Source organism: Candidatus Methylomirabilota bacterium (genome assembly GCA_003104975.1).
GTDB lineage: Bacteria > Methylomirabilota > Methylomirabilia > Methylomirabilales > Methylomirabilaceae > Methylomirabilis.
This window is the reverse complement of record PQAM01000010.1, coordinates 472,260-487,869: the sequence shown is the minus strand read 5'-3', so window position 1 is coordinate 487,869 and position 15,610 is coordinate 472,260. Positions and strand designations below refer to the sequence as shown.

Genomic DNA, 15,610 nt, shown 5'->3' with positions numbered 1-15,610 from the left:
AGTTGAAGCACTCCCGACCGCACCTTGGCTTCAGCATCAGACAGCCCCGCGCGCCGGGTCTCCCGCACCCAGTTCCTGATGGCGCAGCTCGCGATACAGTTGACACTGAACGTGATCGGCCGTTGTGCACAACTCCCGAAACTCGGCAATCGTGACAACCCGAAGCCTCCCGTGAGGGTGCCCCACGCAATACCCCTCGATCGGGTACCTGGAGGTCAAGATGGCCCGTTTCAGGTAGGGACACGCCTCGCTTCGCTCGCCCTGTTCTCGGACACGATCTGTTACCCGAGAGTTTGTCAGCGCGTTCATCGCCTCTCCCCCGCAGTCGGCCTGTTCTCAACATCCCGGCTCAACCATACCGACAGTCTGGCCGACCTCTAACGCTTCAAGAAATCTCACTGCCTGTTCAGCGGCGTCCATCACGTCGAGCGCCTCGGTATCGAGGGCCAGTTCTGGATGAAGCGGCGGCTCATACGCCTCATCGACGCCCGGCACCGTCGATCCCTCGCGGCCGGCCTGTCCGTAGACGTCGGCGGGGGCATAGCCGCCTCGCCGGTCCCCCGCCCGAGCGCGACAGGTCGAGAGCGACGTCCGAAGATAGATCTCGGCAAAGGCGGGAATCAGCGCGCGGGCCGTGTCGCGAAATCGCCGTCGATGGGCGGTTGCATCAACAATGACGCTGACCCCTTCGCTGTAAAGCAGCCACGCCATGTAGGCCAGGGCGCGATAGACGATCTCGCGTTCCTGGGCGGTGTAGCTCGGCGTAGGGGTCACGACCCGTCGGATCTCATCAAGCTCCAGCACCCGCACCCGGATTCCGCGCGCCTGTACGCGCAACGCAACCTCACGGCTGATGCTGCTTTTACCGCTTCCGGGCAGTCCTGTCAACCACGCTACCCACGCCATCGCTGTCGCCTCACATCAGATACTGATTCACATCGGTGTGATCGAACTGCTCGAGTCGAAGCATCGTCTGGACGAACCGAAACAGCTTGACGCGTACCTCTTCGGGCAGGTCGGGGTACCACCGCGGGCTGGCGATCACCAGGGCCCGAAAGACGTAAAAGGGCGGAATCACCGAGTTCAGCTCCGAATCGCGGGTCCGCTCCAGGTAGCCGCCATAAAAGCAATCAAACAGCTCCCGAAACGGGCCCTCCAGCCGACCCGACCGCAACAGTGAGAAGAAGAGAAAGTTGATGCTCAGGGCCGCAATGTCGTCGGCCGGATCCCCCCACTCGCCGCGACTGCGGTCGAGCAGCGTGAAATCGGTCCCCTTGCGAAAGAGGATATTCCACGGGTGAAAATCGCCATGGACGATACTCAGACGCGCGCTCTTCTCTTTCAGGTACTGACGCCAGGCCACACATCCGCTCTCGACAATGTACTGTTGTTCGGATGGAAGAAGCGGATAATCGGTCGGATAGCCGTCCAGGATCCCCATGATCCCCTCGCCGTGGCCGATCAGGTCCCGGATTCGACGGAAATAGAGCTGTTCATCCCGGCCTTTCTGTGCGTGGATGTCCGCCAGATAGTCCGAGAGCGCCCTGGCACGGTCAAAATCCGGTTCGGTCGCCGTCCCCGCCGCCCGAATCCGCTCCAGGTCCAGCCAATACGCGGCCCCCTCGACCTTCTCCATCAGTAGGAAGTACTCGTCCGCGCGCCCGGCCGATTGCAGTTGCCCCTCGTACGTAAAGAAGCCGACATCGACGCTCTGCACGTGCCGCGCGAGCCTGCCGAAGGCATCATGCGCCCAGATCAAGGTCCCCGCCCGGTCGGCCTTATGATCGTGGCCGAACCCGGAGCCGCCCCGCATGGTGGACAGCACGTAGGAGCGGGGGGTCCCGTTCAGGAGCAGGTCGATCTGGATCGGCCGACCGTAACCGAAGGCCTTCAGATCGTGGCCGTGCAGCGTCCCAAGCTCCCGCCCGACAATGGAAGGCTCCTCACCGGTAAGCGGCCGTACGGCCTGCACCTGGACAACGCCCCCAAGCGCCGCTTCGAGGTAATGGGCCAACGCCTTATGCTGCAGCGTCATGTCGCCGCCTCCTCTTTAGCGTCCTCGCCGCCCCTGCGCGGCGGAAGCTTGACGGTCAGGACAGGACACGAGGCGTGGCGGACCACCCGCTCGGCGACGCTCCCCAGAAAGACATGAGCCAGCCCGGTCCGTCCACGGGTCCCCATGACGATGAGATCGATCTTCTCCCGCTCGGCATACTTCGTAATTTCGACATGCTCCACCCCGACCTGTACGTCCAGACGAAAGACCGATTTCGGCTCCGGGACCCCTTCGGCGAGTTTTTTCAGGTTGTCCTCGGCATTCTTGACCAGGCTGTCGATGACCTGTCCGATGTCGTATTCGGGCGTTTGAGGAGGAAAATAGATGACGTGAAGCAGGTGGAGTTCGGCGCCGAACTCTCTCGCAAAGGTCAGGGCATACTGGAATGCGTGTTCGGCGTCATGGGAGAAATCGGTCGGAAAAAGGATCCGTGAGATCTGCATTCGTCCCTCCTGTCGGCTGCGCCGCCTTCGGGTCGGCTGCAATACGTAACCTTCCGTCCCTATCGATGCGCGATACGTTCGCTATGCGCTATCGGTCCGATACCCATAGCGCGTCCATCTCCTGTAATAATGTAGGTTCGAGGTCACCAATCGGCTAGACGCATCTGCATGACAAAGTGAGTAAATTTGAGGATATGCGGATGTCCGGAGGCCCAGACCTATCCCCGATCGGCTGCTGTCGCCCCTGTCAGCGCGGCCTCCGGCCTGTAGGCGCACAGCGGATCGCTGCCGTTGGGATCGTTGGTCTCGGCGAACGCGCGGGCCCGCGACCCGCCGCAAACCCAGCGAAACTCACAGAGGCCGCATTTTCCGGCATACGAATCGGCGTCGCGCAGGCGCGTGAAGATCTCCGAGTGGCGATAGATCGAGACCGGGCTTTCGCGACGGACATTGCCGGCCGTCACCGGCAGGAACCCGGACGGATAGACATCCCCGGTATGGGAGATGAACATGATGCCGTTGCCGTCGCGGATGCCGAATCCCCGTCCGATGGGCGTCTGCCGGATCGCGGCGTCGTCCAGACCCTCCAGCCGCATCCGCATATAGGCAACGCGGCGGAAATGGGGGGCCTCTGTCGCCTTAATGGCGAAAGGGGCCGTCTTGACGAGGTCGTAGATCCAGTTGTGTAGCGCCTCGGCTTCGCTGGGTCTGATCTCGCGCAGCGCCCGACCGCGCCCCGTGGCGATCAGATAGAAGAGACTCCACCGCATGATCCCCATGTCCTGAAGCAACCGGAAGACGCCCGGCAGTTCCCCCATGGTCTCGGGGGTGACAAGGGTGTTGATCTGCAGCGGAATCCCTGCCGCCCGGACAGCCCGGATGGCGCGCATGGTGGTCTCAAAACAGCCCGCGACACCGCGGAATCGATCGTGGCTCTCGGCCGTGGCACCGTCGATGCTCAGCGACATGCTCATGACCCCGTTCTCCGCCAGGGCCGCGATCGCCTCCGGCGTCAGCAACGGGGTGCCGCTGGGCGCCACAGAGATCGGCATCCCGATGCTTCGGCCGTGACGGACCAACTCAAAGAAATCGGGACGTTTCAGCGGGTCGCCCCCGGTCATCACGAGTTGCGGCGCCGGGTCGCCGAACGTCCGGAACTGCCCCAGCAGCGTCTTGGCCTCGTTGGTACTTAACTCAAACGGGTCGCGCATCGCTATCGCCTCGGCGCGACAGTGGGTACAGACCAGATCGCAGGCCCGCGTCAGCTCCCAATAGATCAACCTGGGCGCCTCGGCAAAGACCAGATGGTCAAATCCGCTGATAACCGGATACATATGCCTCCTTCGGCAGGTTACTGCCTGATCCCTTTCCTATTCGGACCGTCGTCCGAGTCTACATATTCCACGTCGCATCGTGTAACCGATAATCTTGATACACGCTACGTCCCCTCAACGGGACAGCCGTATTTTATTAAGCATAGCATATCAATACGCTGCATTCCATGAAATCGACCGGTTACAGTATACCGGCGGCCAGTCCAGCGTGGTTCCAGCTATGGCGGGGCCGGAGGGGGCGTTGCCCCTTCCGTTAACGGATGCCGGCGAGCTCTTGCAGGCGTCGCCAGTACTGAAGTCGCTCTTCCCGGGCGTAGAGCAGCGTCTCAGATGGACGGCCTTCCACATCGAACTGTTTGGCAAATCGGCCTTCGGTTCGGGCAAACGCAATAAAGTCAACCACCTCACCTGTATTCGGCAATCGATACCAATCGTCGTTCACCGCCGGGTTACCCGCCAGGCTTAGCCGCTCTTTGATCCGCTCGCCCTTACGCGGGTCGTAGGCAAAGAGGGGAAAAGCCCGGGAATCGACCGCCAGCTTCGCCTGACACGACGACCGGTCGTCCGCCACACCATGCTCCGGCTCGCAGGTCGTGTAGACACTCACCACAGCCGGACCCGGGTACTCATTAGCCGCCATGATGGCCCGGTAAAAATGGTTGATATGGGCGGCAGTGGTCTGTGCCACAAAGGTATCCGGGTGCATCATGGCGATGAGCGCGAGCTCTTTGCGCCGCTCCCGCTTGCCGGGCGCCGCCTTGCCGACCACCGCCATCTTGGCATCCTGGCCGGTAAAGGTCGCCGTGGAGGCCTGTCCCCCCGTATTGGAGTAGACCTGCGTGTCGAGGATCAGGACGTTGATATCCATCCCGGAGGCCATCATTCGCGACAGCGCCTGGAAGCCGATGTCGTACATGGCGCCGTCCCCCCCGATGACCCACAGTTTCTTCTGCTGCCATCCCCGCTGATCCCACCGGGCGCGCACCCCCATCGCCACGGCGGGCGCGTTCTCGAACAGCGAGTTGGTCCAGGGGACCAGGAACGGGTTGTAGGGATAGGTCGAGCCGTAGACGGTGTTGCATCCGGTCGCCGCCACGATCCCGACCGCCTCGGCGCCATGGACGAATCCGGTGGCAGCCAGCATCATCCGGATCGCCGTCGCCTCGCCGCATCCCATGCACGACCCGGCGCCGCCGACATACAGGAGCGCGTCGTCGGACAGCATCATGTCGGCCAGCGCCCGCTCATTGATATAGGCGCGCGGGGTCGGGCCGACCTGTCGGAAGAAGTTGAACCAGCCCCGATAGCGGGGGATCGTCTGCTCGTCCTTCTTGACCATCCTGAGGGCATGGTAGCCGAGAGAATCGCAAACCTCGACGCACTCGGCGCACCCTTTGCACTTGGTCGGATCGACAAAGATACCGAAGAGGGCGCCCTCCTCCCCCTTCTTCTCAAAGACCTCGTAATATTTCCGCGTCACGGCCCACTGGGCCCGGATCGACTCGCGCTCCTGGGGGTCGGCGACGGCATTCAGTTCCGCCTCCAGGTGCGACCTGGGGATCGCCTTCCCAAGGATGGCGGTGTCGGGGCACTCGGTCACACAGGACATACAGCCGACGCACTTGGTGTGATCGAACAGCGGGATCTCCGGCGCAATGTAGCTGAAGTCGCGCAGGGCGCCGGTCCCCGGCGGGATCAGGCTGCGGGCCACGCCGACGTCGGCCGGCAGGCTCCGCTCGCCGGTCCCGGCCGCATAGGCGCCGATGATCCGCTCATTGAAGTCGCCCACGTACCGTTCGAGATTCAGCTCCAGCACCCCGACCGGCGGCAGGGCGCCCTCGTGGATCTCCTTCTCAAGTCCGCGAGGCTTCGTCCCCGCGACCTGTTCGACGTGCTCCTCATCCAGCGGGTTATAGACCGATTGTTGATCTGCCATGACTGAACCTTTCTGTTTTACTGCTTTTCTATAGTCATAGTTTCCCGGCCAGGTCGGTCACCGAGAGGATACCGATCGGCTTGTCGTGCGAGTCCTGCCGCTCGGTCACCACCAACCGATGGATCTTCCGGTCGCGCAGCCGCGCCGCCGCCTCGGCAATCGGTGTACTGTCCGATACGCTGATGACCGGGGCGCTCATCAGGTGCTTGGCGGTCAGCCCGCGCCAGTGCTTCAGATACGGCTCGACGAATCGCGCGTTGACGAGGTCGGTGCGGGAGATGACGCCGATGGCGTCGCCCGCCTCGTCCACCACCACCAGGGCGCTGATGTCGTGTGCCTTCATCGCGTCGGCCACCGCCTGGACGGGCATCTCGGGTCCGCAGGTAATGACACCCCGGTGCATCCAGTCTCTGACCAGTTCCTCCGCCATCACCGCTCCTTCAGGCTCCCACCATGGTTTCCACCGGGACCTCGAAGACCTCGGTATAGCCTCGTCGAACCGCCGCCATGTTGTCTCGAACCACCTGCTCACCCCGCTTGCCGAAGTATTTTCGCAGCGATCGCTCGACCGCCGGGAAGACCTGCTCTTCGTTGAGATGCTGCTCGCGGAGAAACGGCGTACAGCGGAGGAAAATCCCCAACAGGACAATCCCCTGCATCCGTTGCTCCAGGTCGGGCGAGCTGGCCGTCTCGCTCGCAATCTTCACCGTATCCAGCGCCAGGACTCGGATCTGTCGTTCGCGGATGATCTGCTTGGCATAATCGGGAATGCCCGTCCAGACCTCCTCCGGCGTCTTTTTATCCGTCTGGATAAAGACCATGCCGCCGGTGGCCAAGCCGGTCAATGGGTTCCCGAGATTGAAGGCGTTGATGTCATTGAGGGGGACGAAATCGACCTGCGTCAACTCGCAGTGGGTACGGATCGGTTCCTTGGCCACGGTCAGATAGTAGGTCGTCGGGAGCCCCTTCTTTTCTGAGCCGTACTTCGGATAGGCCTGGACCTTCAAGCCGAACAGATCGCCGACGATGGTGGCAATCACCTTATTGGTCGTCACCGACCCGAAGCCGCCGACCGAATGACCGCGCATCGAGAAGCTGCCCGCCGATCGGACGTCCGCGTCCTCGGCGGGGGCAAGCGCCTGCTCGTGTTTAATCCCCAGCACGAAGTAGCGCGATCCGCTGTCGTCGCGCCGCATGTTCTCGATGGCGGCTACCAGGTCGCCGGGACGGATATCGCGGCTGCCCAGCCCGGCCGATCCCGAGTAGATAATCGGCATCCGCTCAATCGCCGGAAACCCCGGCGTACCCGTCAGCGCATCGGCGAACGCCGCCTTGATCTCGGCGGTCAGCGGATTCGATTGGGCCAGCGGATTGTCCATCCGTTCGATCACTGCCACCGCCTTCAGGTGTCTCGTCGCCTCGATGATCTGGGAACCGGGAAACGGGCGGAAACTGGTGACGTGGAGGGCGCCCGCACAAATGCCGCGGTGAGCCCTCAGATAATCGACGGTGGCCATGGCGGTCTCGACCAATCCCCCCATCCCCACGATGGCATAGTCGGCATCCTCCAGCCGGTACGACTCCACCAGACCATACCGGCGGCCGGTCAGGGCATAGAATCGCTCCATGACCCCTTCGACGATCGCCGGCAACCGGTCATAGAAGAACCGCTGGGCGATCTTCCCCTTCATGTAGCTGTCCTGATTCTGCACCACCCCGCTCATGATCGGTTGCAACGGGTTCATGAGGTTGCGCAGACGCGTGCCGCCGTGCGGGTCGCCGATAAACTCCTTCATCAGCTCCGGCTCCGGCAGCAGGATATTCTCGATGGTATGGGTAGTCAGGAACCCATCTTGTACGGTCATGAAGGGGGTCTCTCCCTCCTCGGCGGCGCGGCGGGCAATGAGCGCCAGATCGGCCGCGCCCTGGGCGTTCTTCGCAAAGAGCATCCCCCAACCGCAGTCCGCCACGGCCATCACGTCGTCGTGGCCGGCGTGGACGTTCAGGGCCTGGGAGGTGAGCGCGCGGGCGCCGATGTGGAAGACCGCCGGAAGCCGCTTGCCCGCGATGGTATACAGGACCTCCTTCATCAGGACCAGCCCCTGACCGGAGGTAAAGTTCGAAACCCGACCGCCCGCCAGCGCAAACCCTTCGCATGCAGACGCCGAACTATGCTCCGACTCCGGCTCGAGGAAGAAGAGCGGCTCGCCCCAGAGGTTGCGCCCGCCGTTCGCGACCTCCGCCTGGTAGCCCGTCCCCATATTGGTGGAGGGGGTGATCGGATAGGCGCAGGCGCCTTGCGTAATGTGCGTATCAACCCAGACGACGGCGGCCGAGCCGTCCGCCGTGGCGGGAATGCCCGGGTACGGAAATGGCGTGTCGGTCATGGTTGCTGTATGCTGCGTCATCGGCTACTCTCTACCAGAGGGCCAACCCGTGAGGACGCTTGCCGACCGGCACCCGTCCGACTGCGGTCTGGGACAGCAGGTTAATGACGGCAATGTCGTCCGATCCGGTGTTGACTACAAAGGCGTATCGGCCGTCGCCTGAGACGACGATATCGTGGGGACGGGTCCCCACGGGCATCGTCGCGACCACGGCGCTGGTCAGCGTTGAAATCACCGAGACATCGCCGCTTCCCGTGTTGGTGACGTAGATATAGTGGCCGGATGGCGTGATGTCGGCATCGCCCGGCTCCTTCCCCACCGGAATGGTCGCCACCACCTGATGATTGGCCATTTGAATCACACTCAAGCTGTTCGAGCCCCTATTCATAATATATGCAAAGGCGCCGCCCGGGCCAAACAGTACGTGATGGGGATCATCACCGACGGGAATTCTGCGCAACGACTGCCGGGTCGCCGTATTGATGATGGTGATGCTGTTCGACTCGGGGCTGGAGACCAACAGGTATTTGCCGTCGGGAGAGATCTCGGCGGCATAGGGTCTCACGGCCATCGGCAGCTCGGCTGCGACCACGTTCAGCGAGAGGTTCAGCGCCGCGACGGTATGGGACCGTTCACTGGGAACATAGGCATGGCCGCCGTCCGGGGAGATGCCGATCTGGGTCGGCGCCTCGCCGACCGGGATGATGGCCACCTTCTTGCCCGTAGCCGTTTCAATGACCGTCACGCGGCCATACACACTGTTGGTGACGTAGGCATAGGTCCCGCCCGCTCCAAACACGGTCTGGCTCCCCGGACCCGTTGCGTCGGGCACCGTAGCGACAACGGTATGGGCGGGCAGGGCCAGAATCCAGACCTCAGCCGAACGGCCACAGGTCACAAGGGCGTAACGCCGATCGGGGCTGATGGCGATGTGCTGTGGGCCGGCGCCTACGGTGACAGTATCGGTCACCTTCATCGACCCAATATCGATCACCGAGACGGTGTCGGAGCCTTCATTGACCACATAGAGCGTCTGTGAGCCGCGCGCGCCTGGTCCGTGCGCGAGCGCAACCGAATGAACGATCAGGAGCGATACGATCGCCGAGATACCGATACACCCCATACGCCGAATCGCCGTCATGCCACCCCTCCCCGCTCGCCGCCCGGCCTCCATACCTTCGTCTCCGGCTTGCCCCATGCGGCCTCAGTCTCTACGACCGCCGGGACTGGAGCAGTTGCGTCAGGGCCTCCCGATCCACAACCTCCTTTTCCAACAGCAGCTTGGCCAGCGCGTCCAGATCGCTGCGTCTGGAGGCCAGTGTCTCCTTCACTCGGATGTGGGCATCATCCAGAAGCTTGCGGATCTCCTCGTCAATCGTCTGGGCGGTCTGCTCGCTGTACTCCCGGACCCGCTGAGGCTTCGCAATGTTGAGGAAGGGCGAACTGCGCGGCTCCTCAAACGTCGCCAATCCGAGCTGTTCGCTCATTCCATACTGGGTGACCATCAGGCGGGCCATATCGGTCGCCCGCTGCAGGTCGTCCTGGGCGCCGGTCGAGACATCGCCGAACACGATCTCTTCCGCCACTCGACCCCCCAGCAACACATCGAGCCGGTCGAGCATCTCGGCCCGCTTGAGCAGGTACCGATCCTCCGTGGGCGACTGCTGCGTGTAGCCCAGCGCGGCCACACCGCGCGGGATGATAGAGATCTTCGCCACCCGGTCGGCGCGAGGGCGCGACTCCGCCACCAGCGCATGACCGGCCTCGTGGTACGCGACGGTCTCCTTCTCGACCGGATTCATGACGCGGGTCTTTTTCTCGAGGCCGGCAACGATCCGGTCGATGGCCTCGTCAAAATCGGCCGTGGCCACGGCGTCCCGGCCCTTCCGCGCGGCGAGCAGCGCAGCCTCGTTCACCAGGTTGGCCAGATCGGCGCCGACAAAGCCGGGGGTCCTTGCAGCGATAGCTGAAAGATCGACTTCCGGCGCAAGCGTAACCGACTTCACATGCACCTGAAGGATCTTTTCACGCCCCCTGATATCGGGCCGATCAATGGCCACATGGCGGTCGAATCGTCCGGGGCGGAGCAAGGCCGGATCGAGAATCTCCGGACGGTTCGTCGCAGCCATGATAATGACACCTTTATTTGTGTCGAAGCCGTCCATCTCCACCAGCAGTTGGTTGAGGGTCTGCTCTCGTTCATCGTGTCCGCCCATCGGGTTCAGCCCGCGCGCCTTCCCAAGGGCGTCCAGCTCATCGATGAAGATGATGCACGGAGCCTTTTCCTGGGCCTGCGCAAACAGATCACGCACGCGAGCCGCGCCGACCCCCACGAACATCTCGACGAACTCCGACCCGCTCATACTGAAGAATGGGACCCCCGCCTCTCCGGCGACCGCTTTGGCCAGCAGCGTCTTTCCGGTCCCTGGAGCGCCGACGATCAAGACCCCTTTAGGGATCTTGCCGCCAAGGCGGCGGTACCGTTGCGGCGTCTTCAGAAATTCGACAACCTCCATCAGCTCGGCGCGCGCCTCGTCGATCCCCGCCACATCGGCAAAGGTGACGCCGGTCTCTTTCTCCATATAGACCTTTGCCTTACTCTTACCGATCGCCATCAGACCGCTGGCCGCTCCTCCGAACCGCTTCATGAGAAACATCCACACACCAACGAAGACCAGAGCGGGGAGCACCCAGGAGAGTAGCGTGGTAAACCACGTACTCTCTACCTCGCCGGCAAAACGCACTCTTGATGTCTCCAACTCCTGGACGAGGGTAGGATCATCAACGCGGATGGTCACAAAGCGAAGCTCTCCACCGGCCGCACGTTGAATCTGCTCCGCCTTCTCTTTGGTGAGCAGTCCCTCCAGTCCCTCCCTTTTCAGCCGCCCCGCGATAATACGCGTCCCGACGGTCAGGTCCTCCACCTTGCCGGCTTTCAGGAGCACCTTGAATTCGCTGTACGAGAGGGTCTCGATGTGGCGGGCTATCAGGAAATCGTGAACCGCCAGCACCAGGAAGAAGGCCGCGACAAAGTACAGGAAGGAAAACTGCCGCTGTTTCTTTTCCATCGCGCTCATCTTGTACGTCTGCCGTGTGTCGTAGAAGCCTCCAGTGTGAATTGATCCGGTTTCATCTCAGACGCCACGTCATCCCGACTACTGACCTTGGGCAGGGTGGTGCTCCTGTGGTGCCGACCCTCCTTCCTGCGGCATCGTGCCCATACCCATCCCCTGTCGCGGCTGCATCATCATCTCCATCATCTCGTCCATCATCTTCATGTGCTTCTTCATCTCCATCAGGAGCTGCTGCTGTTTCTTCATATCCTCCATCATCATGCAGCCCTGCATCCCGCCCATCTCTTTATCCTGTTTATCCTGCTTCATCATGCCCATCCCCATACCCGACTTCCCCTGCTGCATCCCACCCATCTGGTGGTCCTTCATCATGGCGCAGGGTTGGGGCTGTTGCGCCAGCGCAGATCCCGCCGATACGACAACCATTGTGAACGCCACTATACCGGCACACCTTATACGATTCATGCTCATTCCTCCTCCTGAAAAGGGCCTCTCACCAGATCCATATCAGCATCAGCCGATCAATCCGCTCAATCCGTACATCGTGATGCTCTACCGACACTCAGGGTTATCATCGCAACAATACCGCATGCACCGTCGGCGCGTCCATGGACATGAACGTGTGTTGCGAGGCCGTCCCATTGCTGGCTCGTCATTGCGAGCGACCAACGGGAGCGCGGCAATCTCACCGTAGTTGCTCCGAACAACTGTGAGATTACTTCGGCTTCGCCTCGCAATGACACGGGAGACGTTCGGAACAATGACATTAAGCAATGCGTTCAGCTCCTGTTGCCGACCACAGGTCGGCACACCCTTATCTTACTGCACTTTTGATTCAATTGCGCACCACAATACGGCTCAAGCTACTTCTTGCCGTAGATAGAAATCAGGATCAGTTGCTTGACAAATTCGATGATCCGAGGATCATCGATGTCGTTATGATCACGAATCAGTCGCCCGTCGACATAGGTGACGAGATAGGGGTTGCGACCCGCCGAGATGGTGGTGCGTTCCAGCACCACATCACCGAACGTGATCTTGCTGCCGGGTTCGTCGCTTGCCCAATCAGCTCTGGAGCGCTTGAACATCCGGATGCTGTCGGCGGCGCTGGGGGTCTTCAGTTCCTCGCGTATGCGCTCCGTCTTCGGGTAGAGGCGGTGGGTACGGTACGGTTTGAAATGGCCGACGGCGCGGACATTGGCGTCACGTGCGCTGATCGTCTCCGTTTCACCGGTCACCGCATTCCGTCGCTGCCGATCGTGCGCCTTCTCAAAAATGGTCGAAAACCAGCGCCCGATCGGAAAGGCGTAACGGGTGGCGCCATCGGCCTCTGAGGTCAATACCAACACGACCGGCAGTTGTGAGGAGAAGTAGGTGCGCTCCGCCGCCATGTCGCTCATCGGTGTAAACAGGTTGGCCTCAAACGCCGGGTTGATCAGCACCACCAGGTTGCCGAATCCTTCGACATCGCTTTTTTGGCCGGCCGGTCCGGCGGTCTGAACAAAACGGTTTTCCAGGATCTGGGCAAGCGCGGTGTGCATCACCGCGCCGCCGAAGCTGTGGCCGACGGCCACGAGCTGGGTGCTGCTGCGGCACAACGGCTCGCCGTTTGCGGGTACCGGGCGATCGCGGCAGACCATGCTGTCCTTGGTGAGCTTGATATCCTCCAACCGGCTCAGGACCTCGGCCACCCCGCCGTACCCGACCTTCTGGGCGGTGTTTTTGCGGTCCCAGAAGGTGACGTTTTCCAGATATTTTATGGGCAGCGAACCGCCGCGCCAGCCGAAGTAGATGCCGACCACCTGGCGGGCTTGGGCTCCGCTGGTCTTGGCCAGATAGGCTTCGGTATCGCTCAGGTCGGCCAGCACGCCGCGGAAGGTATTGATGTTAGGATCACCGGGCGCGGCGCTATGCTTCCAACCGTGCACGAATACCACCATCAGCAGATCGCGGGTCCCAGCCTCGGTCTCGAGTTTCGACAGGACATCGCGCATCTGTCTGCGGTCCCAGAGCTGGCCCTGATCGTCGAATTCAATGAACCCAAGCAGGTAGCTGGAGCCGTTGTCGCCGGGCAGTTGTTGCAGCGCGTAGGCTTCGCACTCCGGCGTGGGTTTCGGCTTCGGGCTGACACAGACGTCCGGGTGGACAGTGCGGTATTGCATGTGCGGGGCGCAGGCCGTCACGGCCAGCAGTGTAAGAGCAATGGTTGCGATTGATACGGCTGTGTGTTTCATAGACTTCCGCTCCCTCCCGTATCCCTCTGACGCGTCGGAACCGATGCTTACGGAAATAGTACGCCGGTACGGGTCATCGGACAAGTCGAATCTGGCCGCGCGCCGCCGCGTAACGATTCACTGCCGACCACGATCCTCACGAACCACCTTACCTGATACGCCATGACCTGTCGGTGATCCCTGGCGCCTCAATCCTCCTACACATACGCATGGGCGGCGTACTGTTGGACCATCCGATGGGTATTGAAAAATGATGCATTGAACGCGATCGATTGCCGCATGATATCGGTCCATCGCTCGCGGTCCTGATAAAACATCGGGACAATGACCCGTCGCAACTTATGATACAGCTCTTCGCTATCGCGGCCGTCCGTCAAGTTCGAATCGGAGCGATCCATGACGGCAGGCCCGATAGCCCATCCCGTCACACCCTCGATGTGGCCCTCGACCCACCAGCCGTCCAGGATGCTGAAGCTCGGGACCCCGTTATGCGCAGCCTTCATACCCGAGGTTCCGGACGCCTCCAGCGGACGCAAGGGGGTGTTCAGCCAGAGGTCCACCCCGGAAGCCAGGAGCCGGCCCAGTTCCATATCGTAGTTCTCCAGGTAGACAATCGTCACCCGATCCTTGAGCTGTCGGGCGAACTGAACCACGCGCCGAATCAGCTCCTTGCCGGGACCATCCTTCGGGTGCGCCTTCCCTGCAAAGATGAATTGCATCGGGCCTGCCGTGGCGGCAATATCCGCCAACTGACCGGGATCGGAAAAGAGCAGGTCGGCCCGTTTGTACAACGTGGCTCGTCGCGCAAAACCGATGGTAAACACATCGGGCTTGAGAGTCATATGAGTCCGCCGGTTCACCTCGTCGATCAGCCGTGCCTTGGCCTCGACATGGGCCTCCCATATCTCGCTCTTCGGGATGCTGATGGCATAGCGAAGCGAAAAGGGGTCATCGATCCACCCGGGAATGTGACGATCATACAACTTCCTGAAGCTGTCGCAACTCCACGTGAATGAGTGAACGCCGTTGGTAATGGAATCGATGGGGTAGCCGGGGAACATCTCCCGGGAAATCTCTTCGTGCCGTTTCGCCACCCCGTTGACATACTGACTGAGATTCAACGCGAGCAGCGTCATGTTCATGCGCTCCCGTCCGCCCAGCATCCGTATCAGTTCCAGCGACACGAACTCCCCGAGGACACTCTGTACAAGATCATACGAGAACTGATCGTGACCGGCCGAGACGGGTGTATGCGTCGTGAAGACGCAGCGCTCTCTGACACCCTGAAAATCCCACACGCCAATGCCGGCTTCTCGGTGTTCGCGTAAGAGCTCCAGGGCCAGCAGGCTGGCATGGCCTTCGTTCAGGTGGAATCGTTGTAACTTGGTGTATCCCAACGCTCGGAGCATCCGAAGGCCTCCTATACCCAGGATAATCTCCTGAGCCAGACGGTATCGCTCGTCCCCGCCGTAGAGAAACGAGGTCAGTTCCCTGTCGGACGGCATGTTCTCATCCACGTTCGTATCCAGCAGGATCAGAGGAACTGAGTACCCGGCGCAGCCCTTGATATCGTATTGCCAGCCCCTCACGATGATAGACCGGTTTTCTATCGGCACAGCAACGGTAACCGGCAGCGGGCGCACAAAATGGGAAGGTTCCCATACGACAGGAATTTCTTGCTGGTTACCCCATTCATCCAGTCTCTGATCAAAGTACCCCTTGGCATACAGGAGGCTCACGGCCACCATCGGGATCTTGAGATCGGCGCAGGACCGTAAAGTGTCCCCGGCCAGTACGCCCAAGCCACCGCTGTACGTCGGCATACGGGGATCTACCGCGACCTCCATCGAGAAATAGGCAATGCGTCTGGTGGAATCGGCTTGGCCGGGGGCTTGAATCGGGTACTGTTCGGCATACTTCCCGGGATCGGCCAGGAAGGTCTGCTTGCAGAGATCAGAGCAGAAGGCGTAGGTCTTGCTCTGGTGCGAGACGACGAAGCCCTCCTCGATACGGGCCGCCATCCCGCACACCGGATCTTTGGCAATATCCGTCACACGAACACCCCCTTCCCGTCCTCACCCGGGCCTTCAGGCCCCTGCTCGTGCAGGGCCTCAGTCATCACCCGCCACTGAACCCACGCGCCAAA

13 protein-coding genes are annotated in these 15,610 nt (G+C 61.5%); all 13 read right to left on the bottom strand.

Features of this window, described 5'->3' with window-relative positions; all coding sequences use genetic code 11:
• Positions 1-36: 36 nt before the first annotated feature.
• The 13 genes from C3F12_09180 to C3F12_09120 all read right to left on the bottom strand — a co-directional run bounded on the left by C3F12_09180 (position 37) and on the right by C3F12_09120 (position 15,518).
• Positions 37-309 (bottom strand): hypothetical protein, encoded by a 273-nt coding sequence (locus C3F12_09180; GenBank protein ID PWB46210.1) that lies wholly within the window; start codon positions 307-309, stop codon positions 37-39.
• A 27-nt stretch (positions 310-336) separates the two neighbouring features.
• A complete protein-coding gene (locus C3F12_09175) occupies positions 337-906 on the bottom strand; it encodes an adenylyl-sulfate kinase (protein ID PWB46209.1) in 570 nt (189 codons plus the stop codon).
• Between the two features lie 10 nt (positions 907-916).
• Positions 917-2,035 (bottom strand): aminoglycoside phosphotransferase, encoded by a 1,119-nt coding sequence (locus C3F12_09170; protein PWB46208.1) that lies wholly within the window; start codon positions 2,033-2,035, stop codon positions 917-919.
• A complete protein-coding gene (locus C3F12_09165; protein ID PWB46207.1) occupies positions 2,032-2,499 on the bottom strand; it encodes a universal stress protein in 468 nt (155 codons plus the stop codon). Before C3F12_09165 ends, C3F12_09170 begins: the two co-directional genes overlap by 4 nt.
• Positions 2,500-2,717: 218 nt before the next feature.
• Entirely contained in the window at positions 2,718-3,833 is a 1,116-nt protein-coding gene (locus C3F12_09160; GenBank protein PWB46206.1) for a radical SAM/SPASM domain-containing protein, read from the bottom strand.
• 253 nt (positions 3,834-4,086) lie between these two features.
• Positions 4,087-5,769 (bottom strand): thiamine pyrophosphate-binding protein, encoded by a 1,683-nt coding sequence (locus C3F12_09155; GenBank protein PWB46205.1) that lies wholly within the window; start codon positions 5,767-5,769, stop codon positions 4,087-4,089.
• A 34-nt stretch (positions 5,770-5,803) separates the two neighbouring features.
• Positions 5,804-6,199, bottom strand: a complete 396-nt coding sequence (locus C3F12_09150; protein ID PWB46204.1) for a histidine kinase — start codon at positions 6,197-6,199, stop codon at positions 5,804-5,806.
• Between the two features lie 10 nt (positions 6,200-6,209).
• Positions 6,210-8,156 carry a pyruvate ferredoxin oxidoreductase gene (locus C3F12_09145; protein PWB46203.1) on the bottom strand — a complete coding sequence of 649 codons (1,947 nt, stop codon included), beginning with the start codon at positions 8,154-8,156 and terminating at the stop codon, positions 6,210-6,212.
• Positions 8,157-8,187: 31 nt separating this feature from the next.
• Positions 8,188-9,354, bottom strand: coding sequence for a hypothetical protein (locus tag C3F12_09140; protein PWB46202.1), 1,167 nt, complete (start codon positions 9,352-9,354; stop codon positions 8,188-8,190).
• 13 nt (positions 9,355-9,367) lie between these two features.
• Entirely contained in the window at positions 9,368-11,224 is a 1,857-nt protein-coding gene (locus C3F12_09135) for a cell division protein FtsH (GenBank protein ID PWB46201.1), read from the bottom strand.
• An 87-nt stretch (positions 11,225-11,311) separates the two neighbouring features.
• Positions 11,312-11,701, bottom strand: a complete 390-nt coding sequence (locus C3F12_09130; protein PWB46200.1) for a hypothetical protein — start codon at positions 11,699-11,701, stop codon at positions 11,312-11,314.
• Between the two features lie 392 nt (positions 11,702-12,093).
• Positions 12,094-13,464, bottom strand: coding sequence for an esterase (locus tag C3F12_09125; GenBank protein PWB46199.1), 1,371 nt, complete (start codon positions 13,462-13,464; stop codon positions 12,094-12,096).
• A 197-nt stretch (positions 13,465-13,661) separates the two neighbouring features.
• Positions 13,662-15,518: an alpha-glucan family phosphorylase gene (locus tag C3F12_09120; GenBank protein ID PWB46198.1), complete on the bottom strand. Its 1,857-nt coding sequence runs from the start codon at positions 15,516-15,518 to the stop codon at positions 13,662-13,664.
• Positions 15,519-15,610 lie beyond the last annotated feature (92 nt).